20 protein-coding genes and 1 pseudogene are annotated in these 21,301 nt (G+C 66.6%); 17 read left to right on the top strand and 4 right to left on the bottom strand.

Annotation, left to right across the window (positions count from 1 at the left end; translation table 11 throughout):
* Positions 1 to 255 (top strand): IS30 family transposase (locus CQY20_RS03315; protein WP_109789712.1); only part of this gene is annotated, 255 nt, incomplete at its 5' end.
* Positions 256 to 317: 62 nt separating this feature from the next.
* Here CQY20_RS03315 and yczR read toward each other — a convergent pair.
* Positions 318 to 1,760: a MocR-like transcription factor YczR gene (yczR, locus tag CQY20_RS03320; protein WP_097938247.1), complete on the bottom strand. Its 1,443-nt coding sequence runs from the start codon at positions 1,758 to 1,760 to the stop codon at positions 318 to 320.
* 65 nt (positions 1,761 to 1,825) lie between these two features.
* On the opposite strand from yczR, the gene CQY20_RS03325 reads away from it, so the two are divergent.
* The 4 genes from CQY20_RS03325 (at position 1,826) to CQY20_RS03340 (ending at position 5,744) form a co-directional block, all read left to right on the top strand.
* Positions 1,826 to 1,978, top strand: coding sequence for a hypothetical protein (locus tag CQY20_RS03325; protein ID WP_165789238.1), 153 nt, complete (start codon positions 1,826 to 1,828; stop codon positions 1,976 to 1,978).
* Entirely contained in the window at positions 1,971 to 2,696 is a 726-nt protein-coding gene (yczE, locus tag CQY20_RS03330) for a membrane protein YczE (RefSeq protein WP_234816081.1), read from the top strand. Before CQY20_RS03325 ends, yczE begins: the two co-directional genes overlap by 8 nt.
* 163 nt (positions 2,697 to 2,859) lie before the next feature.
* Positions 2,860 to 4,365: an MFS transporter gene (locus tag CQY20_RS03335; protein WP_097938248.1), complete on the top strand. Its 1,506-nt coding sequence runs from the start codon at positions 2,860 to 2,862 to the stop codon at positions 4,363 to 4,365.
* On the top strand, positions 4,362 to 5,744 hold the full coding sequence (locus tag CQY20_RS03340) for an amidase (RefSeq protein ID WP_097938249.1): 1,383 nt from the start codon (positions 4,362 to 4,364) through the stop codon (positions 5,742 to 5,744). Before CQY20_RS03335 ends, CQY20_RS03340 begins: the two co-directional genes overlap by 4 nt.
* 12 nt (positions 5,745 to 5,756) lie before the next feature.
* On the opposite strand, the gene CQY20_RS03345 is transcribed toward CQY20_RS03340, so the two are convergent.
* Positions 5,757 to 6,770 carry an IclR family transcriptional regulator gene (locus CQY20_RS03345; protein WP_337424865.1) on the bottom strand — a complete coding sequence of 338 codons (1,014 nt, stop codon included), beginning with the start codon at positions 6,768 to 6,770 and terminating at the stop codon, positions 5,757 to 5,759.
* Positions 6,771 to 6,790: 20 nt separating this feature from the next.
* On the opposite strand from CQY20_RS03345, the gene accB reads away from it, so the two are divergent.
* From accB to CQY20_RS03395, 10 genes are all read left to right on the top strand, one after another.
* A complete protein-coding gene (accB, locus tag CQY20_RS03350; RefSeq protein WP_097938251.1) occupies positions 6,791 to 7,288 on the top strand; it encodes an acetyl-CoA carboxylase biotin carboxyl carrier protein in 498 nt (165 codons plus the stop codon).
* Positions 7,285 to 8,754 carry a pyruvate carboxylase subunit B gene (locus CQY20_RS03355; protein WP_097938252.1) on the top strand — a complete coding sequence of 490 codons (1,470 nt, stop codon included), beginning with the start codon at positions 7,285 to 7,287 and terminating at the stop codon, positions 8,752 to 8,754. The genes accB and CQY20_RS03355 overlap by 4 nt, the downstream gene beginning before the upstream one ends.
* A gap of 3 nt (positions 8,755 to 8,757) precedes the next feature.
* A complete protein-coding gene (locus CQY20_RS03360; RefSeq protein WP_097938253.1) occupies positions 8,758 to 10,134 on the top strand; it encodes an acetyl-CoA carboxylase biotin carboxylase subunit in 1,377 nt (458 codons plus the stop codon).
* A complete protein-coding gene (locus CQY20_RS03365) occupies positions 10,131 to 10,979 on the top strand; it encodes a 3-oxoadipate:acetyl-CoA acetyltransferase (RefSeq protein WP_097938254.1) in 849 nt (282 codons plus the stop codon). Before CQY20_RS03360 ends, CQY20_RS03365 begins: the two co-directional genes overlap by 4 nt.
* Positions 10,980 to 11,011: 32 nt before the next feature.
* Positions 11,012 to 11,854 (top strand): ABC transporter ATP-binding protein, encoded by an 843-nt coding sequence (locus CQY20_RS03370; protein ID WP_097938255.1) that lies wholly within the window; start codon positions 11,012 to 11,014, stop codon positions 11,852 to 11,854.
* Positions 11,851 to 12,651 carry an NUDIX hydrolase gene (locus tag CQY20_RS03375; protein WP_097938256.1) on the top strand — a complete coding sequence of 267 codons (801 nt, stop codon included), beginning with the start codon at positions 11,851 to 11,853 and terminating at the stop codon, positions 12,649 to 12,651. Before CQY20_RS03370 ends, CQY20_RS03375 begins: the two co-directional genes overlap by 4 nt.
* Positions 12,648 to 13,298: an enoyl-CoA hydratase gene (locus tag CQY20_RS03380; RefSeq protein ID WP_097938257.1), complete on the top strand. Its 651-nt coding sequence runs from the start codon at positions 12,648 to 12,650 to the stop codon at positions 13,296 to 13,298. The genes CQY20_RS03375 and CQY20_RS03380 overlap by 4 nt, the downstream gene beginning before the upstream one ends.
* A gap of 10 nt (positions 13,299 to 13,308) precedes the next feature.
* Positions 13,309 to 14,307 carry a class I SAM-dependent methyltransferase gene (locus CQY20_RS03385; protein ID WP_097938258.1) on the top strand — a complete coding sequence of 333 codons (999 nt, stop codon included), beginning with the start codon at positions 13,309 to 13,311 and terminating at the stop codon, positions 14,305 to 14,307.
* Positions 14,265 to 15,467, top strand: a complete 1,203-nt coding sequence (locus CQY20_RS03390; RefSeq protein WP_097938382.1) for a THUMP-like domain-containing protein — start codon at positions 14,265 to 14,267, stop codon at positions 15,465 to 15,467. Before CQY20_RS03385 ends, CQY20_RS03390 begins: the two co-directional genes overlap by 43 nt.
* Positions 15,468 to 15,541: 74 nt before the next feature.
* Positions 15,542 to 16,267 carry an esterase gene (locus CQY20_RS03395; RefSeq protein ID WP_097938383.1) on the top strand — a complete coding sequence of 242 codons (726 nt, stop codon included), beginning with the start codon at positions 15,542 to 15,544 and terminating at the stop codon, positions 16,265 to 16,267.
* Positions 16,268 to 16,279: 12 nt separating this feature from the next.
* Here CQY20_RS03395 and CQY20_RS03400 read toward each other — a convergent pair.
* Both CQY20_RS03400 and CQY20_RS03405 read right to left on the bottom strand, forming a co-directional pair.
* Positions 16,280 to 17,825 (bottom strand): annotated as a pseudogene (locus CQY20_RS03400) (alanine/glycine:cation symporter family protein).
* A 138-nt stretch (positions 17,826 to 17,963) separates the two neighbouring features.
* Positions 17,964 to 19,250 (bottom strand): BamB-related PQQ repeat family beta-propellar protein, encoded by a 1,287-nt coding sequence (locus tag CQY20_RS03405; protein ID WP_097938259.1) that lies wholly within the window; start codon positions 19,248 to 19,250, stop codon positions 17,964 to 17,966.
* An 82-nt stretch (positions 19,251 to 19,332) separates the two neighbouring features.
* Here CQY20_RS03405 and CQY20_RS03410 point away from each other — a divergent pair, with 82 nt between their 5' ends.
* Positions 19,333 to 20,070 (top strand): acyltransferase, encoded by a 738-nt coding sequence (locus CQY20_RS03410; protein ID WP_097938260.1) that lies wholly within the window; start codon positions 19,333 to 19,335, stop codon positions 20,068 to 20,070.
* Between the two features lie 205 nt (positions 20,071 to 20,275).
* Positions 20,276 to 21,298, top strand: a complete 1,023-nt coding sequence (locus CQY20_RS03415) for a zinc-dependent alcohol dehydrogenase family protein (protein WP_234816082.1) — start codon at positions 20,276 to 20,278, stop codon at positions 21,296 to 21,298.
* Positions 21,299 to 21,301 lie beyond the last annotated feature (3 nt).

A 21,301-nucleotide genomic window follows, 5' to 3' on the forward strand; every position in this document is an offset into this window, starting at 1 on the left:
GAGCTCGATATCTACTTCTGCGATCCGCACTCGCCATGGCAACGCGGCAGTAACGAGAACACCAACGGGCTGCTGCGCCAATACTTTGCTAAAGGCACCGACCTATCAGTGTTCCCGGCCGACTACCTCGACTACGTTGCCGCCCAACTCAACACCCGACCCCGCAAAACCCTCGGCTGGAAGAAACCCGCTGAAGTCCTCGACGAGCTACTCTCAAACCCGCCAAAACCACCCGCTGTTGCATCCACTGCCTGAAATCGCCTGGGGTTTTGCGGGCATAAGCGTCTGCTCGCGGAAGAGAGGCTCGCGGGGGAGAGCTAGACGACGACGGTGCTCGGCTCCGGGGCCGTCGAGCCGGTGACGCTGTGCCACGCGCGCGCCAGCACCTCGATCGTCGCCGAAAGCTGTTCTTCGGGAAGCGCATAGGGCACCCGCACGAACCGCTCGAGCGTGCCGTCGACGCCGAAACGCGGCCCCGCGGGCAGTTCCAGACCCATGCGCGACGCGGCGGCGGCCAGCGCGGTGCTCATCGGTGCCGGCAGCCGCACCCACAGTGACATGCCGCCGACGCCGGGGCCAGGCTCCCAGTCGGGCAGCAGGCGCTCCAGCAGGTCGACGAGAAAGGCGCGCCGCGTTCGCAGAATGTCGCGCCGCTCCGGCAGCACCTCGTCGCATTGGGCGAGAAGCCTTGCGGCGGCGAATTGTTCGAGAACCGGCGTGCCCATGTCGACCGACGGGCGCAGCGCGGCAATGGTGGCGATGGTGGCGCGTTCGGCGCGGATCCAGCCCACCCGCAGGCCACCCCAGAACGACTTCGACATCGACCCGATCGTCAGCACCAGATCACGGCGCGTCGTCAACGCTGTCGCCATCGGCTCTGGCACCGCATCATCGAGCCACATGTCGCGGATGGTCTCGTCGATGACGGTGCGCGTTCTGGTCTCGGCGATGATGCCCGCCAAGCGCTTTCGGTCCTCCGCCTGCATGGTCATCCCGGTCGGGTTCTGGTTGTCGGGGATGAAGTAGGCCAGGTTGGGCGACAGCTGCTGGATGGCGGCCTGTACCGCGTCGAGTTCCCAGCCGTCCTCGGTCAGCGCCACCGGAACGGGCCGCGCGCCCGCGGTGGTAATCGCCGACAGCGCACCGTGATACGTCGGCTGCTCCACCAGCACCCGATCGCCGGGCTGCACGTAGGTGGTCAGCACCAGGCCGATGGCGTGCAGTGCGCCCGTCGTCACCAGGATCTCGTCGGGATCGGTGGGAAGCCCCTGCGCGCAATACCTTTCGGCGATCGCCCGGCGCAGCGGGGGAACGCCGACGAGTTCGTGCCCCGGCTCGTGCAGGTAGGGCGTCACGTCATGGGTGGCGTTCATGAACGCCTCGCTGACCGCGGCCGCCGGCGCTGACAGTGCGGCGGCGGCCAGGCTCATCGCGGGCGCGGAGATCTCGGTGCGCGCGGCGGGGGTTACGGGCAGAGCCGTGGTGCTGCGTGCACCGCGGCGAGCGTGCAGATAGCCGTCTTCGCGCAGCTGCGCGTAGGCGGCGGTGACCGTGGTGCGCGAGACCCGCAACCGGTCGGCCATCGCGCGCTCGCTGGGCAGCCGGGCGCCGACCGGTAGCCGTCCGTCGATGATCAACAGCCGGATGGCGTCGGCCAGGCCGTGGTAGGCCGGGCCACTTCGACTGGATGTGCGCCAGTTGCCCAGCTCGCGGGCCAGTAGGTCCACGTCGAGCGCTCTGGCTGGCATATCAACGGTCATTTGCAAGCCAGTATGCGCTGACTGGCTATTGAAAGGCAAGCCAGTCGGCGCAGATTCTGGAGTCCATGAGTACGAATTGGATATCTCGACTGGCCCGTAATCTGTCCAGGCTGTTTGGACCCGTCGAACGCATCCCGGCCGAGTTCGTCGACCGGGACGCCGAGCGGGTGCAGCACGACCTCGAGCTGATACGGATCCGCTTCCCGCACCATGCGTGAGGCTCTCGCGCGAGCCGCTGCATTGGTGGTCGGGTTGGCCTGCTACGGGCTCTCGATGGCGATCATGGTGCGGGCCGGGCTCGGTCTGGACCCGTGGGACGTGTTCCATCAGGGGCTGTCGCGCAAGACCGGCATGACCATCGGCGCCGCGTCGGCGGTGGTCGGGGTGGGCGTGCTGGTGGCGTGGATCCCCCTGCGCAACCGGCCCGGGATCGGCACCGTGGCCAACGTCATCGGCATCGCCGTTTCGGTGGACGTCAGCCTTGCGCTTCTGCCGACGCCGACGTCGCTTCCGGTGCGGATTGCGATGATGGTGGGCGCGGTGGTGCTCAACGCGTTCGCCACCGCGCTCTACATCGGCGCCGGCCTCGGTCCAGGCCCCCGCGACGGCCTCATGACCGGGCTGGTGATGCGCACCGGACTGTCGGTGCGATTGATCCGCACCTCGATCGAGGCCACCGTGCTGGCGGTGGGCTGGCTACTCGGCGGGACCGTCGGCATCGGCACCGTCCTGTACGCGTTCGGCATCGGCCCGCTCGTGCAGTTCTTCGTCAGGGTCACGCCTCGGCGCGTGCTCGCGCGCAGTGGATGGGCGTCGGTCGTCGAAGCAAACGACAAGCGTGCGACGGGTGCATCGGCCGAGGGGGTGTGTGATGTTGCACGACAGGATGTTTCACGAAAGAAGGACCAGGAAGGGGAGCAAACACTGATTAAGTGACGGCAACGCGATCGAAAGCGACGTCGTCGTCGACATAACTGGCGGTCCCGGTGTAGCCCCACCGTGCTGAACTCGGCGCTCTGTTCTTGACAGACTTCACAAGGCGGGTGCACGATGACCTGCATCACTTTGGAAAAGCTTTCCAGATTATGGAAGGGCATCGATGCCGTCGAATCCTGCGGACCGGTCCACAACTTTCGTCGACGCAAACCTACTGACGCGGCTCGATCGGGCGCCTGTCACGCGGACGCTTCGCGTCGGCATCGGTGTCGTCGTCCTCGTCTGGCTCCTCGAATCGTTCGACATCGGCCTGGTGAGCGTGCTGATCCTGGTGCTGGGACCGCATTGGGAACTGTCCTCGGGCGAGATCGGACTGCTCGGCGCGTCCGGCACCATCGGGTTGCTCGCAGGCATGCTGCCGGCCGGCCGACTCGCCGACCTGTACGGCCGAAAAAAGGTCCTCATGGTCGGCACCGCGATGTTCTCGGTCTTCACGCTGCTCAGCGCGTTTTCGCCGAACTTCGTTGTGCTGATCATCCTGCGAATCGTCGCGGGCCTTGGCGAGGGCGCCATCTTCCCTGTGCCGTACCTGATGATCTCCGAGCTGGTGAACAAGGAGAAGCGCGGCCGGATCATGGGCTACGCGCAGTGGGTACTGAACGGCGGTTACACGCTTCCCGCATTGGTCGGCTTGTGGGCGGTGAGCACCTTCGACACCGAGTGGTCGTGGCGGGTGCCCTGCTTGATCGGCGGCCTGCCCTTGCTGCTGATACCCGTTCTTGCCAAGTGGGTGCCCGAGAGTCCTCGGTTCCAGCTCCGCAAGGCAACACGGCAGGCCTCCGAAGCTCCCCGCGAGGACGTGCGCAAGCTCGTCACGCGCATTGAGGACGAAGCGGGCATCGCCCACGACGAGACGGTTGTCGACCCCGAAATCCTGGCCGTCCTCGATGATTCCGCGGTACGCGGATCGATGCGGATGCGCCAGCTACTGAAAGCGCCCTATCTCCGGCGCAGCGTGATCGCCTATGCGGCGCTGACCGCCTCGTTCATCGTCTGGTACACGATGTTGACCTACGCTCCCACCATCTTCGGAATGCTCGGGGCCACGAAGTCGAACTCGCTGTTGTATACCGGCGTGATGATGTTCGTCTCGGCGTTCGGCGTGTTCTATCAGGGTAGGCTCGCTGATTCGCGAGGCCGCAAGCCGGTCTTCGCGGTGTACATGGTGGTCGCGGCCATCGGCCTGGTGTTGCTCACCCTCGAACCGGTCGTCGGAATCGTCGTCGTCGTGATCGGAGCGCTCGCGACGGCCTGGTTCGGGCTCGGCAGCTTCTCCATCCCGAAAATGTATATGGCAGAGCAGTATCCGACCCGGCTGCGGGGTTTGGGGACGAGCGTCGGCGAGATGGTAAGCCGCGGCCTGACCGGTGGCATCCTGGTTGCCTTCCTGCCCGGTTTGATCGCGGGTTTCGGGGTGACCACGGTGCTCACCGCAGCGGCCATATCCATGGTCCTGCTCGCCGCGCCGATGTTCTTCTTTGGCCAGGAGACAAGCGGTCGCAACATGGAGGATCTGGGTACTGACCTGTCCGACAGAGAAAAGCAGCCTGATGTCCCGCGGGCCGACGTCGAGGTGACTCCGCAACCAGGGCGAATGCCGCAGCAGTGAGCGAGGAATCGCTGACGATCGCGTCGGCAGGCGCCCACCTCCGCCGCGGAGAGCTCACCTGTGTCGAGCTTGCGACATCTCACCTCGACCGGATCGCCGCGCTCGACCCGAGTTTGCACGCCTACATCACGGTCATGGCAGACGGTGCGCTGAGCCAGGCTTCGGCCCTCGACGCGGAGCTGGCTGCCGGCGTCGATCGTGGTCCCCTGCACGGCATTCCGATCGCGATCAAGGACCTGTTCGACGTCGCGGGCGTGCGCACGACCGCAGGCTCGCGTTCACGTGTGCACGCCACCGAAGCCAGAGCCGACGCGGCCGTCGTGGGGCGGCTGCGCGTGGCAGGCGCGGTGTTTCTCGGCAAGAACAACCTTGCCGAGTTTGCAGCCGATGTCACGGGACGCAACGAGACGTTCGGTGACATGCCGAACCCGTGGCACGGCGACTACTCATCGGGCGGGTCGTCGGGCGGCACGGCGTCGGCGGTCGCTGCGGGACTGACCCTGGGCGGTGTCGGCTCGGATACCGGCGGCTCGATCCGCTTCCCCGCGAGTGTCTGTGGCGTGGTAGGTGTCCGGCCGACCTACGGAGCTGTCGATATCGCGGGCGCGTTCACACGCGCCATGACACTGGACGTCGCAGGCCCGATCGCCCGCACGGTCGACGATGCGGCGCTTCTGCTGAATGCGATGACCGGTCGGCTCATCGTCTCCGAACCGGACGCGTCGGCGGTGGACCTTCACGGCGTGACGGTCGGTCTCATCGAAAACGTTTCGATGGTCGGTCTCGCCCCGGATGTGGAACGTTCGACGCAAGCGGCCATCAGCGCGCTCACCGAACTCGGCGCCCGGGTCGGCGAAGTCGAATTCCCCGCGCTCAACACCGAGCTGGACTGCCACAGGCTCTTCGAGGTTCTGCTGTACGAGTTCAACCAGGCGATGGCAGCGCTACCCGCATCGGATTGCGACCGATCGCTGCTCGGATCCGTGGTGCGCAACAACCTCGACCGCGGCGCAGCGGTGAGCGACGACTTCTACCGGGATGCGCTCGCCGACCGGTCAGCGATGCAGGCGCAGATCGGTGCGCTATTCGATTCGGTTGACGTCCTGATCACGCCGACACAGCCGATTGCGCCGCCACTGCTCGGCGCATCGGCCGATGACCTTGAGCAGGTACGCCGTTTCTTGCTGCCGACAAGCTTTCTCGGACTCCCGTCGGTGTCGGTTCCGTGCGGGATGACGAACAACGGCCTGCCGCTCGGGCTGCACATTGTCGGCCGCTTCGACGGTGAACCGCAGATCCTGCGCGTGGCCCGCGCCGTCGAGCACTCGGTGGGGTGGCAGTGCCGACCCGCACATCCCAGCGCAGTCAACCAGCTATGACTGCGGCCGGTATCAGAGCGGGCGCGGCGGCAGCAGGTGCGCCACTTCCTGTGCGGCCGAACGCAGCGGTCGCACAGCCCGTTTCAGCTTCTCGTCGGTCATCCGTACCGCTGGCCCCTGCACGCCCATCGCGGCGAGCAAGTCGCCCTCCGGCGAGAGGATCGGCACGGCAACGCATCGCACGCCCTCGATCGCCTCCTGGTCGTCGATGCTGTACCCGCGTCGGCGGATCAAGGTCAGCTCCCTGCACAGAGTCGTCGGCGAGGTGATCGTCTTCCTCGTGAGCCGTCGAAGCGGCATGTCCAGCGCCGCGACCTCGTCCTCGACGGACCGAGCGCTGTGGGAGAGCATCGCCTTGCCCATGGCGGTTGCGTGGACCGGCAACCGATTACCCGGCGCTTGGGAAAACCGCAGCAGCTGTTTGGATTCGGCGCTGATCACCACCACCATTTCCCCGGCGTCCCGCACACCGAGATTGACCGATTCGCCCAACTCGTCGCGGAGTCGTTCGACCACTGTCTTGGCGCGGTCGAGGCCGAGACGCCGGTTGGCCGCCTCGCCGAGCAGCATCGCCGAGCGGCCGAGTGTGTACCGCTCGGTGGCAAGGTCCTGACTCAGGTAACCCTCGTCGACGAGGGCCCGCACGATTCGGTGCACAGTGCTGACGCTGAGCGTCAGACTTTTCGCGATGTCGGAGATGCCGAGATCACCCTCGCTCTCGCGAAACAGAGTGAGAACGGCAAGGGTGCGGCTGATCGCCTGGGTGCCGGTGCCTGCCGCGGCCGCGTTGCCGCCAACACTGTGCGGCTTTGGCGTGCTCACCATCAGCGAGCCCTCCGTTGTGTCAGTCATTGTCGCAGTACAGCGTTTTTGTGTGAGCGTACATCTCGATTCCGTCGTGTTGGGGTCGCGTAGAGGGCGTTCTGCACGTGACAGGGCTTGATGCCTTGACAGCGGCAGTGTGAGAAAGCGAGACTCGAATGAGTTGGAAAGCCTTTCCAAAATAGTCTTTGCGGGCCGACCCACGGTCGGGAAGGAGAGGGCTGATGCCGGATCTGACGTTCGCCGAGGTCGGACAGATCCTCCGATTGATTCAGGCGATCGACGCCTCCGACGTTGATCTCGAATGGGGCGACCTCAGGCTGCGGATCCGGCACGGTGAGCCGACCGTGAGCAACGGCGACACCACCGCTGCCGAAACGAAACCCACTGTGGCGCAGGCGAACTCCGAGGCCAAGGAGGCGGCCGTTTCGGAACCGCAGCAGACGGTCAGCGTCGACGAGGCGCCGGCGGTCCCCGACCACTGGATCGCGGTCGCTGCGCCGATGGTCGGCACCTTCTACCGGTCACCCAAGCCGGAGGAGCCGCCGTACGTCGAGGCCGGTGACGTCGTCGCCGCAGGCGACACGGTGGGCCTCGTCGAGGTGATGAAGTTGTTCACCGAACTCAAGACGGAAGTGGCCGGAAAGGTCGCCAGGATCGACGCAGCGGACAGCGCTCTGGTGGAGTTCGGCCAGCCGCTCATCTGGATAGAACCGGCATGAGCGCCAAGAGGATGCGTTACGTCGACGTCACGACCCGCGACGGTCACCAGTCGCTGTGGGCGACTCGGATGACGAACGCGATGATCCTGCCGATCGCGGAGCAGATGGACCGTATCGGGTTCGACTGGATAAACCTCGAGGGCGGCGCCGTGTTCGATGTGTGCGTCCGCTTTCTGCACGAGGATCCGTGGGAGCGGATGCGCCTCGTTGCCGAGCGAGTGACGGCCACTCCGATCGACATCATGACGCGCGGCCAGAGTCTGTTCACCTTCCGGTTTTTCGCCGACGACGTCGTCGAACTGACGATCCGACGAATTCGGGCGAACGGGATGCGCCGCATCACCGTCTACGACGCGTTGAACGACACCCGCAATCTGGAACTGTCGGTGCGGGTGGGCAAGGAGGAGGGCCTGCACGTCGCCGCGGCCCTCGTCTACACGCTGTCACCGGTGCACACGGATGAGTACTACCAGCGGATTGCCCGCGAACTCGTCGCACTCGGCGCCGACACCGTGATGATCAAGGACCCCTCGGGGTTACTGCTTCCCGACCGTGTGCGCACACTCGTGCCCGCACTCAAAGCGGTCATCGGCGATGTTCCGCTGGAGTTGCACTCGCACTCGTTGTCGGGAATGGCCGAGCCGTGCTACCTCGAGGCGGCGCAACTGGGCGTCGACATCCTGCACACGGCGAGCGATCCGCTCGCCGGGGGTGCGTCCCTGCCGTCTACCGAATACTGCGCGCGGCACCTGGCCAAGGAGGGCATCGAGAGTCGACTGGACCGCGACGGACTGGCCACGATGACGGACTACTTCACCGGCGTCGCCCACCGCTACGGATTCCCGCTCGCGGTACCGAACCGCTTCGACCCCGACCTGTATCGACACCAGGTGCCCGGCGGGATGATCTCCAATCTGCGCGTCGACCTGAAGCGGATGAACCTGGAGGATCGCGCGGAGGAGATTCTCGCCGAGGCCGAACAGGTCCGCATCGATCTCGGCTATCCGATTCTCGTCAGTCCGTTCGCGCAATTCGTGATCGCGCAAGCGATGTTGAACGTGCTCGGCGACGAACGGTATGGCACCATCCCCGACGAGGTGGCCAAGTACGTGCGCGGCCACTACGGGCGCCTGGCCGGCGAGGTCGACCCCAATGTCGCCGACCGCGTGTTTGCGACTGGACCCTCGGAGCCGTTCGGAGGCCGGGCAGGCGAACTCATCCCGCCCGCGCTACCCGAACTCCGGCGCGAGCGTGGACCTTTCGACTCCGACGACGACCTGCTGCTCGCCGCGTTCTACTCCGACCAGGAGCTGACCGGCCTGCGGGAGGCACGCCGCCGCGGCGCGCCGGTATACCCCTCGGCCACAGACCCACTGGCACAGCTCATCGAGGGGCTGCGCAGCGGACCTGCGGGGCAGAGCATTTCTCTGGAGCGCCCCGGATTGCGATTGAGCGTGGTGCGGTGAGCGATGCCAAGGCTTAAGCGCGTTCTCATCGCAAACCGCGGTGAGATCGCCGTACGCGTTCTGCGCGCCGCACGCGATCTCGGCATCGAAACGGTCGCCGTCTACTCCACCGCCGACCGTGACGCTCGCCATGTGGCATTGGCCGATCGCGCCGTGCATATCGGCCCACCTTCCGCCAGCGCCAGCTACCTGCGGCGCGAGGCGCTCGTACACGTCGCGCAAGCCTCCGGTTGTGACTCCGTGCATCCCGGATACGGATTCCTCGCAGAGGACGCCGATTTCGCGCGCATGGTCGCGGCGGCCGGCTTGACCTGGGTGGGGCCGGATCCGGAAACCATCACGCAGATGGGCGATAAGGCCCGCGCACGTGCCTTGGCGGCAAGAGCCGGCGTACCCGTCGTCGCGGGCTCGGACGGCATCCTGCGCGACGACGACGAAGCCGTGCAGTTCGGCCGAGAGCACGGATACCCGTTGCTGCTCAAGGCAAGTGCCGGCGGCGGCGGTAAAGGGATGCGGGTGGTTCATGGCGAAGAAGAGCTGATGCCTGCGCTGGCGCTCGCCCGGCAGGAGGCAAGCGGTGCGTTCGGGGACGACGGCATGTACGTGGAGCGCTACCTGTCGTCGGTGCGACACGTCGAAGTCCAGGTGATGGCCGACCACCACGGCGGTGTGGTGTCGCTGGGGGAGCGGGACTGCTCGGTGCAGCGTCGCCATCAAAAGCTTGTCGAGGAGGCGCCTGCGCCGTGCCTCACCGACTCCGTGAGAAACAACCTTTCGGAAACCGCGGTGCGTCTGGCGGCTGCCGCGAACTATCGGGGTGCCGGGACCGTCGAGTACTTATTGGACACGGCGACTGGCGACTTCGCCTTCATTGAGATGAACACCCGCATACAGGTCGAGCACCCGGTGACCGAGGAGATCACCGGCGTCGACCTCGTTGCGTGGCAGCTGCGGGTAGCCGGCGGTGAGCGTCTCGACGGTATCGATTCGCCGGTCGCGCGCGGGCACGCCATGGAATTCCGGATCACCGCCGAAGATCCCACCGCCGACTTTCGCCCGTCGCCGGGGCGAATCGCCAGGTTCGACCCGCCATCCGGACCGGGAATCCGTTGCGACACACATTGTTACAGCGGCTGGACGGTATCGCCGTACTACGATTCGTTGATCGCCAAATTGGTGGTCCACGGCACCGACCGTGACGAGTCCATCCGACGCGCTCGCCGTGCCCTGGACGAGTTCGAGATCGACGGCGTCGCAACGACGCTGCCGTTTCACCGGTGGCTGCTCGACCAACCCGAGTTCATCGACGGCACGCACACCACGTCATATCTGGCGGAACGGTTGGCGCGCACGCACATCCAACAGGAGGCAATGACATGACGACTCCCGCGATCATCACCGTGGCGATCACAGGCGCCGTTCCGACGACCCGCGACAACCCCGCGGTCCCGGTGGTTCCCGAACGTCAGGTCGCCTCGGCGATCGAGGCGTACGAGGCGGGCGCGACGGTCTGCCACGTCCATGTTCGAGACGCCGACGAGCGCCCGGCCTCCGATCCCGCGCTGTACGGGGAGGTCGAACAAGGGATCCGCGAAGCCTGCCCCGACATGGTGGTGCAGTTCTCGACCGGTGCGCGCGGCAGGACGATCGAGGAACGGTTCGCCTGCCTGGAACTGCGGCCGGAAATGGCATCGTTTTCGACCGGTTCGGTGAACTTCCCGACTGGCATCTACGAGAACCCCCCCGATGTCGTGGAGGACGTCGCCAAGCGTCTGATCGATCTCGGCATCAAGCCGGAGATCGAGGTCTTCGACATGGCCATGCTGTACAAGGCCGCCGACCTTCTGCAGCGCGGTCTGCTCAACGCTGGGCCGCAGGTGCAGCTGGTCATGGGCATCAAGAACGCGCTGCCGCCGAGGGAGTCGTTGGTCGACTTCTTCGCCGCGGAGATCCGGGAGCTCATCCCCGACGCGACGTGGACGTGCATGGCCACCGGCCGCTACCAGCTGGACGCCAATCGCTGGGCGCTGGCCCGCGGCGGCCACGTCCGCACCGGGCTGGAGGACAACATCTTCTACAGCAAGGGGCGACTCGCCGCCTCCAACGCCGAACTGGTCGCCCGCGTCGCGGATCTCTGCGCCGAGTACGACCGGCATCCGGCCTCGCCTGCCGAAACTCGCGAGCTGCTCGGACTGCCGATGCGCGCGGAGAGCATGGGGACCTGAGCGGCCGAGGCCCAAGTCACTACGATGGGCGGGTGTCCGACTCCGCAAGCGTCAGCGCCGACCCCGACCTGCTGATCGACTTCGCGAACGTCACGCTGCGGCGCAACAATCGACTCCTGGTCGGGCCGGTCACCTGGTCGGTCGAGCTCGACGAGCGCTGGGTGGTCATCGGCCCGAACGGGGCAGGCAAGACCTCGTTGCTGCGCATCGCCGCCGCGATCGAGCATCCGACCTCAGGCACGGCCTTCGTGCTCGGCGAACGGCTGGGCCGCACCGACATGTCCGAACTGCGCTCGCGCGTCGGGCTGAGCAGCTCGGCGCTGTCGCAACGCGTGCCCGAAGGCGAGCTTGTCCGCGACCTCGTCGTGTCGGCCGGCTACGCGGTGCTGGGCCGGTGGCGCGAGCAGTACGACGAGATCGACTACGTCCAGGCCATCGACATGCTGGAGAGCGTGGGGGCCGAACACCTGGCCGACCGCACGTACGAGACTCTGTCGGAGGGTGAGCGCAAGCGCGTGCTGATCGCCCGCAGCCTGATGACCGACCCCGAACTGCTGCTGCTCGACGAGCCCGCCGCCGGGCTGGACCTCGGCGGCCGCGAGGAGTTGGTGGCGCGGCTCGAGGATCTGGCCGCCGACCCGGACTCGCCGGCGATCGTGCTGGTCACCCATCACGTCGAGGAGATACCGCGCGGCTTCAGCCACGCGTTGATCCTGTCCGAGGGCCGGGTCGTCGACGCAGGCCTGCTGGCGGACGTGCTCACCTCGGAGAACCTGTCGAAGGCGTTCGGCCAGTCCATCGCGCTCGACTACATCGACGGGCGCTACTTCGCCCGCCGCACCAGGAGCCGGGCCGCGCACAGGAGACGGGCATGAGCGAGGAGATCCTCGTGCCGCGGCCTGCGGCCACCGTGATGCTGATCCGCGACAGCGGCGCCCGCCGGATCGAAGTGTTCCTGATGCGGCGGCACCGCAAGATGGACTTCGTCGGGGGCGTGATGGTGTTTCCCGGCGGCGGTGTCGACGACCGTGACCGCAACGCCGACATCGCCTGGCACGGCCCCGACAAGCACTGGTGGGCCGAACACCTCAATGTGGACCCTGAACTGGCCGAGGCCCTCGTCTGCGCCGCCGCCCGCGAGACCTTCGAAGAGTGCGGTGTGCTGTTCGCGGGCGCGGCCGATGACCCCGACCTGCTGGTCGACGACGCGGCGGTATACCGCGACGAGCGGGCCGCGCTGGTCAGCAAGGAGCTGTCGTTCGCCGAGTTCCTGCGCGCCGAGAAGCTGATGCTGCGCGCCGACCTGCTGCGGCCGTGGGCCAACTGGGTGACGCCGAAGGAGGAGCGCACCCGCCGCTACGACACCTACTTCTTCGTCGGGGCCCTTCCCGAGGGCCAGCGCGCCGACGGCGACAACACCGAGTCCGACCACGCCGACTGGATCACCCCCGAAGCTGCGCTGGAGGACTTCGCCGCCCATCGCAGCTTCCTGCTGCCGCCGACGTGGACGCAGCTCGACTCGCTGGCCGGGCACACCGTCGCCGAGGTGCTCGCCGTCGAACGCCGCATCGTGCCCGTCTCGCCGAACATGACCGTGACCAACGGGAACCTGGAATTCGAGTTCTTCGACGGCGAGCGCTACAACCAGGCGCTGGGAGGGCGCACCCCGTGAGGGAGTTCGTCAGCGTGCACTGCTTCGACGAGCATCCCGGCATCGGCACGCTGCTGTTGTCGCGGCCGCCGAGCAACGCGCTGACCCGCCAGATGTATCGCGAAATCATCAGCGCCGCAGAGGAAGTCGGTACGCGCGCAGACATCGCGGCGGTGATCGTGTTCGGCGGGCACGAGATCTTCTGCGCTGGTGAGGACGTGACGGTGCTGCAGACGCTGACCGAAGAGGAGGCCGCCGGAGCCGCCGAGGTCGGTCGGCGCGCCGTCGACGCGCTCGGCGCGATCCCGAAGCCGACCGTCGCCGCCATCACCGGCTACGCGCTGGGCAGCGGCCTGACGCTGGCGCTGGCCGCCGACTGGCGGGTGGCGGGCGACAACGTCAAGGTCGGCGCCACCGAGATCCTGTCGGGTTTCGCGCCGGGCGAGACGTCTCGGCTGGCGCGCGCGATCGGCGAGAGCAAGGCCAAAGACCTGGTGTTCACCGGTCGCTTCGTCGGCGCCAAGGAGGCGCTGGCGCTCGGGTTGGTCGACGAGATGGTGGCCCCCGACGCCGTGTACGACGCCGCCGTGGCCTGGGCGCAGCGCCTGGTCGACCATTCCCCGCAGGTGATCGCCGCCGCCAAGGCCTCGTTTGACGCCGGACGCTAGGCTGCCCCGCATGGATCTTCAGGAATCCCGCGCTCCGTCCGCTGTCGACGGCGATCCGGCGCCGAACCCGCACGCCACCGCGGAGCAGGTCGAGGCGGCCCGCCACGACTCCAAGCTGGCCCAGGTGCTCTATCACGACTGGGAAGCCGAGAACTACGACGAGAAGTGGTCGATCTCCTACGACAAGCGCTGCGTCGACTACGCACGTGACCTGTTCGACGCCACCGTCCCGGACTCCGAGCAACGCAGGCTGCCCTACGACAACGCGCTGGAACTGGGCTGCGGCAGCGGCTTCTTCCTGCTGAACCTGATCCAGGCGGGCGTGGCACGCCGCGGGTCGGTCACCGACCTGTCGCCGGGCATGGTGAAGGTCGCCATCCGCAATGGCGAAAACCTCGGACTGAACATCGACGGCCGGGTGGCCGACGCGGAGCGCATTCCGTACGACGACGACACCTTCGATCTGGTCGTCGGCCATGCCGTGTTGCACCACATTCCTGACGTGGAACAGTCGCTGCGCGAAGTGGTTCGGGTGCTCAAACCGGGCGGGCGGTTCATCTTCGCCGGTGAGCCGACGAACGCGGGGGAGAACTACGCCCGTCCGCTGTCGACGCTGACGTGGCGCGCCGTGACGAATGTGACGAAGCTGCCTGGGTTGTCGGGTTGGCGTCGCCCGCAGGCCGAACTCGATGAGTCCTCGCGCGCGGCCGCGCTGGAGGCGATCGTCGACCTGCACACGTTCTCGCCCGCCGATCTGGAGCGTATGTCGCGCAACGCGGGCGCCGTCGACGTCTCGACCGCCACCACCGAGTTCACCGCCGCAATGGTGGGCTGGCCGATCCGGACGTTCGAAGCCGCCGTGCCCCTTGGTCGATTGGGCTGGGGCTGGGCGAAATTCGCGTTCAACAGCTGGATCACATTGAGTTGGGTGGACGCCAACCTGTGGAGCCGGGTGGTGCCGAAGGGCTGGTTTTACAACGTCATGGTGACCGGGGTCAAGCCGTCGTAGATTTCGACCTCGACGCCGTCGCCTATCTGTGCAGCGACGCGGGGGAGCAGGCGCTGCGCGATGTTGACGCCTACCCGCTGACGGATGCCACCCGCATCGCCGACGTCGCTTCGATCCGGCGCGAATTCGGCGATCGCGCACCGACTTTGGTGGAGACGGTGCTGTTGCGTCGCCGGGCCGCGGCGAAGTTCGCCGACGCATCGCACTGGTTGTTCACCGACGACGCGCTGCAGCAGGCCACCGCGCAACCGGTCGCGCAGCATCGGGCCCGCCGACTGGCCGGTGCCATCGTGCACGATGGCACCTGCTCGATCGGCGCAGAGCTTGCCGCGCTGCGTGATTCGGCCGGCTTCGTGGTGGGCAGCGACATCGATCCGGTGCGGCTTGCGATGGCCCGGCACAACGTCGGCGATGTTCCGTTGTGTCGTGCCGATGCGCTGGCTCCGATTACCCGCGACGCCGTCGTGCTCGCCGACCCGGCGCGCAGGGCGTCCGGGCGGCGCCGCTTCGATCCGCTCGACTTCATGCCGCCGCTTGATCAACTGCTGGCGGTCTACCGCGGCCGCGATCTCGTCATAAAATGCTCCCCCGGAATCGATTTCGTTGCGCTGGCCGGGCTGGGGTTCGACGGTGAAATCGAGGTCACCTCGCTGGGTGGCTCGGTGCGGGAGGCGTGCCTATGGTCGGCCAGCCTGGCCGAGGAGGGTGTGCGGCGTCGCGCCACCCTGCTGGACCAAGAAGAGGAGATCACCGACGCCGAGCCCGACGACTGTCCGGTGGCTCCGGCCGGGCGCTGGATCGTCGACCCCGACGGCGCCGTGGTTCGGGCCGGGCTGGTCCGCCATTACGCGGCCCGGCACGGGCTTTGGCAACTCGACCCCGACATCGCCTACCTGTCCGGTGACCGACTGCCCGACGGCGTCCGCGGCTTCCAGGTCCTCGACGAGATCGCGTTCAGCGAGAAACGGTTGCGCCAGGCGCTTTCGGCTCACGACGCGGGTGCCGTGGAGATTCTGGTGCGCGGCCTCGACGTCGAGCCCGATCCGCTTCGGCGGCGGCTGAAGTTGCGTGGTTCCCAGCGGCTGTCGGTGGTGCTGGCCCGCATCGGCACCGGCACGGCAAGTCGGGCAACGGCATTCATCTGTCGACCCTCGCGATGAGGCCGCGGCGCGGCCTGATCTATATTCTGGCGTCGGCGGCTACTGTGCCGCTCCGGCCCAAGAGGATGTCATCGATGCGAATTCCCTTCTCGGTTCTCGCTGTCGCCGTCGCGGTGTCTGTCGGATGCGCCACCGTGGTGAGCGCCGGTTCGGCGTCGGCGGCACCGCCGAAGTGCTCGGATGTAAACGGGACGCTCGCGGGACAGGATTGCGTGATTCAGGAAGGCGATGCCGGCTACTCGCTGCGCATCATCTACCCGGTCGACTATCCCGACGCCCAGGCGGTTTTCGACTGGGTCAAGCAGACTCGCGACGGCTTCGTCAACGTGGCGAAATCTCCCGACTCGCGTACCAGGCCATACCAATTGGACGTCGAGCCGACGGAGTACAACTCGGCGGTGCCGCCGCGGGGCACGCAGTCGCTCGTGTTCAAGGTGTTCGAGGACGTCGGTGGCGTCCGTCCGCAGACGTTCTTCAAGGCGTTCAACTGGGACCAGGGCTACCGCAAGCCGATCGCGATCGACACCGGCGGTTCCGACAAGATCCAGCCGCTGTTTGCGCCGGGCACCAATCCGTGGCCGGACATCTTCTCGCTGGTGTCGGCCGAGCTGGAGAAGCAGACGGGGACCAAGCCGACGATCGCACCCGAGGTCGGCCTGAACCCGTCGACCTACGAAGACTTCGCGATCACCAACGACACGCTGGTGTTCTTCTTCGACCAGGGCGTGCTGCAACCGGAATCGGTCGGAGGCGTACAGGTCACCATTCCGCGCGGGCCGGTGGCCCGGATGATGGCCTGATCTCGCCCGGCGTCACGTCGTGCTGGACTCGCGAGGTCGGCGAGCGACCGGGTCGTAGTTCTCCCAGAACGTCGCGCCTTTGATGCCAAGGGCCAGCGGATCAAACGTCGGATCAAGGCCCGCCTTCTTCTGCCTCTCGTAGTCCCACAGCGCCCGATAGGCGGGTTGCTGCAGGATGATGATCCCGACGATGTTTAGCCACGCCATCAGCCCCACGCCCATGTCGCCCAGCACCCAGGCCTCCGTCGCGGTGGATACGGCGCCGAGGACGCAGGACACCAGGATGAGCGCTTGCAACAGCATCGTGAGGTTGGACCCCACGGTGCCGCGGATGTACGGCACGGGGATCGGAGCGAACCTGCCGAGGATGAACCGCAGGTTGGTTTCCGCCATGTAGTAGTAGGCGATGATCGTCGTGAAGCAGAAGAACGCCAGCGAGATCGCGATGAACGTCGATCCCGCACCGCTCCACAACGTATCGAATCCGGCCTGCGCAAAGGCCGGCCCCACTTCGGTGTCGCTCGGCAGCAGTCCGCCGTCGGCCAGGACGGCCCCGTCGGGCGCTGGCGCCGTCGAACACCCGGTAGGCGCCCGTGCACAGGATCAAAAAACCGGTCGCCGAGCAGATGAACAGCGTGTCCACATACACGGCGAAGGCCTGGACCAGACCCTGCTTGGCGGGGTGGGACACCTCAGCGGCGGCTGCGGCGTGCGGCCCAGTGCCCTGCCCGGCCTCGTTGGAGTAGATGCCGCGCTTGACGCCCCACATCACCGCCAATCCGAGGATCGCCCCGAACGTGGGGTCGAAACCGAAGGCGCTGGAGAGGATCGTCTCGATCACCGCGGGCACCCGATCGGCGTTCACCACAACGATGATCAGCGACAGCACGATGTACACCACCGCCATGAACGGCACCACGATCGATGCGAACGCCGCGATCCGCTTGACCCCGCCGATGATGACGAACGCCAGCACGATGACCGTCCCGACGGCCACCCACCACTTGCTGAAGCCCCACGCGGAGTTCATCGCTGAGGCCATCGAGTTCGACTGCACGCTCGGCAGCAGAAGCCCGCACGCCAGCACCGTGACCGCAGCGAAGACAAAGCCGTACGCCTTGAAGAAGGGTCGCGCGGAGGTGTGTGCAAGCGCCCTGCTGAGGTAATACGCAGGGCCGCCGCGGTATTCGCCCGTCAAGCGGTCACGGGACTTGTAGATCTGGCCAAGGGTGCACTCCACGAACGACGTCGACGCGCCGAGGAAGGCGACGGCCCACATCCAGAACATCGCGCCTGGCCCGCCGAAGGCGATGGCCGTCGCGACGCCGGCGATATTGCCCGTGCCGACGCGACCCGCCAGCGACATCGTCAGCGCCTGGAAAGAGGAAACGCCCGAGGGGGATTTCTCACCCTTGAGCATCAGCCGGATCATTTCCGGCACCTGCCGGACCTGAACAAATCGCGACCGGATGGAGAAATAGATCCCGGCGGCTAGGCACAGATAGACGAGGGCGTTGCTCCAGACATACCCATTGAGCGTCTCCAACAATTCAGACATAGCTTCAGCACACCCCCCGATCGAAAATGCCTACGTTGCTCCGCGAGCCCGAGCCAGACTGCATGCTGGCAGAAAGACGGTCGCCATGCGTTTCGTTTCTGTGAACGCCCTGTTAGTTGACGCGATCACTGTCATGGGTCATTCCGGCGCGAAACCATACACTTGGCCGGCACTCGTGGCGGCGACGACGCGGCCGTCGTGGGCGATCGACACACCCACCGGATAACCCTCGGCCTCCGGCAGCGGATAGCTGTTGACCGTGCGGCCGTCGGTGGGGTCGAACACCAGCAGCGCCTGACCGTCGTCGCCGTCCTTGACGACCGTGTAGGCGACGTTTTCGCCGGCCTGGCTGGAGGTGGTCAGCGGCTCGACGTTGTCGCGACTCCACGCCACCTCACCGCGGTCGCCGCCGTCGCGGATCGCGACGAGTTTGGCGCCCGGGCCGCCACCGACGATGATCAGGCCGTCAGGGGAGACCGACGGCGGGGTCTGCGGCAGGAAGTCCAGTGGCGTCGACCATTTCGGCTCACCGTCGGCGGCGTTGAGCGCCCACAGCTTCTGGTCGCGGCCGTTGACGTAGATGGTCGACCCGTCCGCTGAGGCCACCGGACTGGCGATGACCCCGGCTTTGACGGCGTCGCTGGTCCATGCCTGCGTCAGCATCGGGTTGCGGTCGGAACGGTACTTCAGGCCGACGAGCACGTTGGCGGGCGTGTTGGGCTGCCACACGGACAGCACCACCATCGACGAGCCCGACGCGAACGCCGGTGCAGCGGCGACAGGACAGCGCGGCCGGCCCAGCCTGCAGTCGCTCAGACCGCGCTGCGCGTCGGTCGGATTGACCCCGGCCACCAGGTCCAGCGGCGTGCCGATGACAGAGCCGCGATGAGCGTCGAACAGCAGAACCTGCCCCAGGTGGGTGACCACCAGCAGATGGCCTGGCTCGAGAATCCTTGCCGTGGTGGGCATGCCGATGACGGGTTTGCGCCAACGGATCCACTGCGTCGGCGGGAAGGACAGCATCGCTCCGGGCTGGCCGATGTAGAGGTTGTCGAAGCCGTCGAACAGCGGGCTGGCCAGCTCACCGCCCTGCCACAGCCGGGTGCACCAGCGTTGCCGCCCGTTGTTGTCGACCTCCCACACCATCAGCGAGCAGCCCGCCCGTGTCTGGGCGTTGACCCCCAGATACTGGCCCGACCCCAGCGCCACCGATGCGCCCAGCTCACCCTTGACCGAGCGGCTCCATTCGAGCTTGAGCGCCTCGGCTCCGGCCAGCGCGGTGTAGCTGCTGTTGGCGGCGTTGCCGTACTGGGCAGGCCAACCGTCGGACGCATGCGCCTCGACCCAGGAATCGGTGTTGCCGCAACCGGCCAGAGCACTCGTGATCAGCGCCGTTGACGCCAGCACGATGAGTCGGCGGAACACGCGATCCCTTCTCGCTTCCATTGATGGGCCCACGTGAGGGTAACCGTTGCGACGTGCATCCCTCGCGTTAGGCTTTCCGGCCATGACGACGATGTGGGGCGCGCCGTTACACAAGCGCTGGCGGGGGTCACGGCTCCGCGACCCGCGTCAGGCCAGATTCCTCACGTTGGCGTCGCTGAAATGGGTGCTCGCCAACCGCGCCTACACCCCGTGGTACCTGGTCCGTTATTGGCGGCTGCTGAAATTCAAGCTGGCCAATCCGCACATCATCACCCGGGGAATGGTCTTCCTCGGCAAAGGCGTGGAGATCCAGGCCACGCCCGAGCTGTCCACGATGGAAATCGGCCGCTGGGTGCACATCGGCGACAAGAACACGATCCGGTGCCACGAGGGCTCGCTGCGCATCGGCGACAAGGTGGTGCTCGGCCGCGACAACGTCATCAACACCTACCTCGACATCGAGCTGGGGGATTCGGTGTTGATGGCCGACTGGGTCTACGTCTGCGACTTCGACCACAAGATGGACGACATCAACGTGCCGATCAAGGACCAGGGCATCGTCAAGGGCCCGGTGCGGATCGGCCCCGACACCTGGATCGCCACCAAGGTCACCATCCTGCGCAACACCACGATCGGCCGCGGCTGCGTGTTGGGCTCGCATGCGGTGGTCAAGGGCGATGTCCCGGACTATTCGATCGCGGTGGGCGCGCCGGCGAAGGTGGTCAAGAACCGCAAGCTCGCCTGGGACACGTCGGCGGCCGAACGGGCCAAGCTGGCCGCGGCGCTGGCCGACATCGAACGCAAAAAAGCCACCCGCTAACTCGTTTTCTCTTTCCCCTTTCCTCTTTTCCCCTTTTCCCTTCCGGCGAGCGTGCGTGTCTGCGGGCGACACGCCGGCAAAATTCCCGAGTTTGCGCACGCTCACGCGGGCGTGGGAGTCAGGCGGTGTAGGAGACATCGCCGCGGAATACGTCATGGTGACTCGTGTTGGAGTCCAGGAGTGTGCTTGCACGTGAGGGGGAGCCGTGGGCGAGACGATGCTGCGCTGGGAACTGGACGGTATCGGGCGAGACCGGTTGACCTTGCGCAGTGTCGGGATGCCTGCGCCCGCACGGGGCGAGGTGCTGGTCCGGGTGCACGCTGTCGCGCTGAACCACCGCGACAAGATGGTGATCGAGATGGGCCGAGGGCTGCCGCTTGCGTTCCCCTTCACGCCCGCATCAGATCTGGCAGGCACCGTGGTCGCGGTGGGTGACGATGTGGACCGCTTCGAGATCGGTGACGACGTCATCTCCACATGCACGCCAGGCTGGATCGACGGTGTGCGACCGGGCGATGCCAGGACGCCGCCTTATCGCACGCTCGGCGGTTACTACCCAGGCGTTCTCGCCGAATACGTGACAGCTCCGCAGCAATGGTTGGTGCGCGCGCCGGCTACGTTGACGCCCGCGCAGGCGTGCACCCTGTCGTGTGCGGGGTTGACGGCGTGGTTCGCCATCGTCGAGCGAGGACGGGTTGGCCCCGGCCAGACTGTGCTGGTGGAGGGCACCGGCGGGGTGTCGCTCTTCGGCGTACAGATCGCCAAGGCGTGCGGCGCGACGGTGATTGTGTCCGGCAGCGCCTCAAAACTTGACCGCGCCAAGGCGATCGGCGCCGACCACGTCATCGACCGCAGAAGCGACGACTGGGTCGAAGAGGTGTTGCGTCTTACCGGGGACCACGGCGCCGACCACGTCCTCGAGATCGTTGGCGGAGCGCATCTCAAAGAGGCGGTCGCCGTTACCGCGGTCGGTGGCCATATCCTCCAGATAGGCGCCCTCGAAGGATTCGAGATCTCCGCACCTGTCATGCCGCTGATGCTCAAGGACATCACGATCCACGGGATCGGCACCGGTCACCGCCGTGCGCTCGAGGATCTCGTCGCATCAGTCGACCGAAACGGGCTCAAACCGGTGATCGACACCGCTTACCCCATGGCCGAGTTCCCTGCGGCGCTCGATCACCTCGATCGTGGTCCGTTCGGCAAGATCGTCATCGACTTGACGTGAATA

The organism is Mycolicibacterium agri, assembly GCF_002553505.1.
Lineage (GTDB): Bacteria > Actinomycetota > Actinomycetes > Mycobacteriales > Mycobacteriaceae > Mycobacterium > Mycobacterium agri.

What these genes read in the sequence shown, in the direction of transcription:
- CQY20_RS03365 (WP_097938254.1), top strand. Translation starts at nt 10,131, where the DNA reads ATGACGACTCCCGCGATCATCACCGTGGCGATCACAGGCGCCGTTCCG.
- CQY20_RS03355 (WP_097938252.1), top strand. Translation starts at nt 7,285, where the DNA reads ATGAGCGCCAAGAGGATGCGTTACGTCGACGTCACGACCCGCGACGGT.
- CQY20_RS03385 (WP_097938258.1), top strand. Translation starts at nt 13,309, where the DNA reads ATGGATCTTCAGGAATCCCGCGCTCCGTCCGCTGTCGACGGCGATCCG.
- accB (WP_097938251.1), top strand. Translation starts at nt 6,791, where the DNA reads ATGCCGGATCTGACGTTCGCCGAGGTCGGACAGATCCTCCGATTGATT.
- yczE (WP_234816081.1), top strand. Translation starts at nt 1,971, where the DNA reads ATGCGTGAGGCTCTCGCGCGAGCCGCTGCATTGGTGGTCGGGTTGGCC.
- CQY20_RS03395 (WP_097938383.1), top strand. Translation starts at nt 15,542, where the DNA reads ATGCGAATTCCCTTCTCGGTTCTCGCTGTCGCCGTCGCGGTGTCTGTC.
- yczR (WP_097938247.1), bottom strand. Translation starts at nt 1,760, where the DNA reads ATGACCGTTGATATGCCAGCCAGAGCGCTCGACGTGGACCTACTGGCC.
- CQY20_RS03410 (WP_097938260.1), top strand. Translation starts at nt 19,333, where the DNA reads ATGACGACGATGTGGGGCGCGCCGTTACACAAGCGCTGGCGGGGGTCA.
- CQY20_RS03335 (WP_097938248.1), top strand. Translation starts at nt 2,860, where the DNA reads ATGCCGTCGAATCCTGCGGACCGGTCCACAACTTTCGTCGACGCAAAC.
- CQY20_RS03325 (WP_165789238.1), top strand. Translation starts at nt 1,826, where the DNA reads ATGAGTACGAATTGGATATCTCGACTGGCCCGTAATCTGTCCAGGCTG.
- CQY20_RS03375 (WP_097938256.1), top strand. Translation starts at nt 11,851, where the DNA reads ATGAGCGAGGAGATCCTCGTGCCGCGGCCTGCGGCCACCGTGATGCTG.
- CQY20_RS03360 (WP_097938253.1), top strand. Translation starts at nt 8,758, where the DNA reads ATGCCAAGGCTTAAGCGCGTTCTCATCGCAAACCGCGGTGAGATCGCC.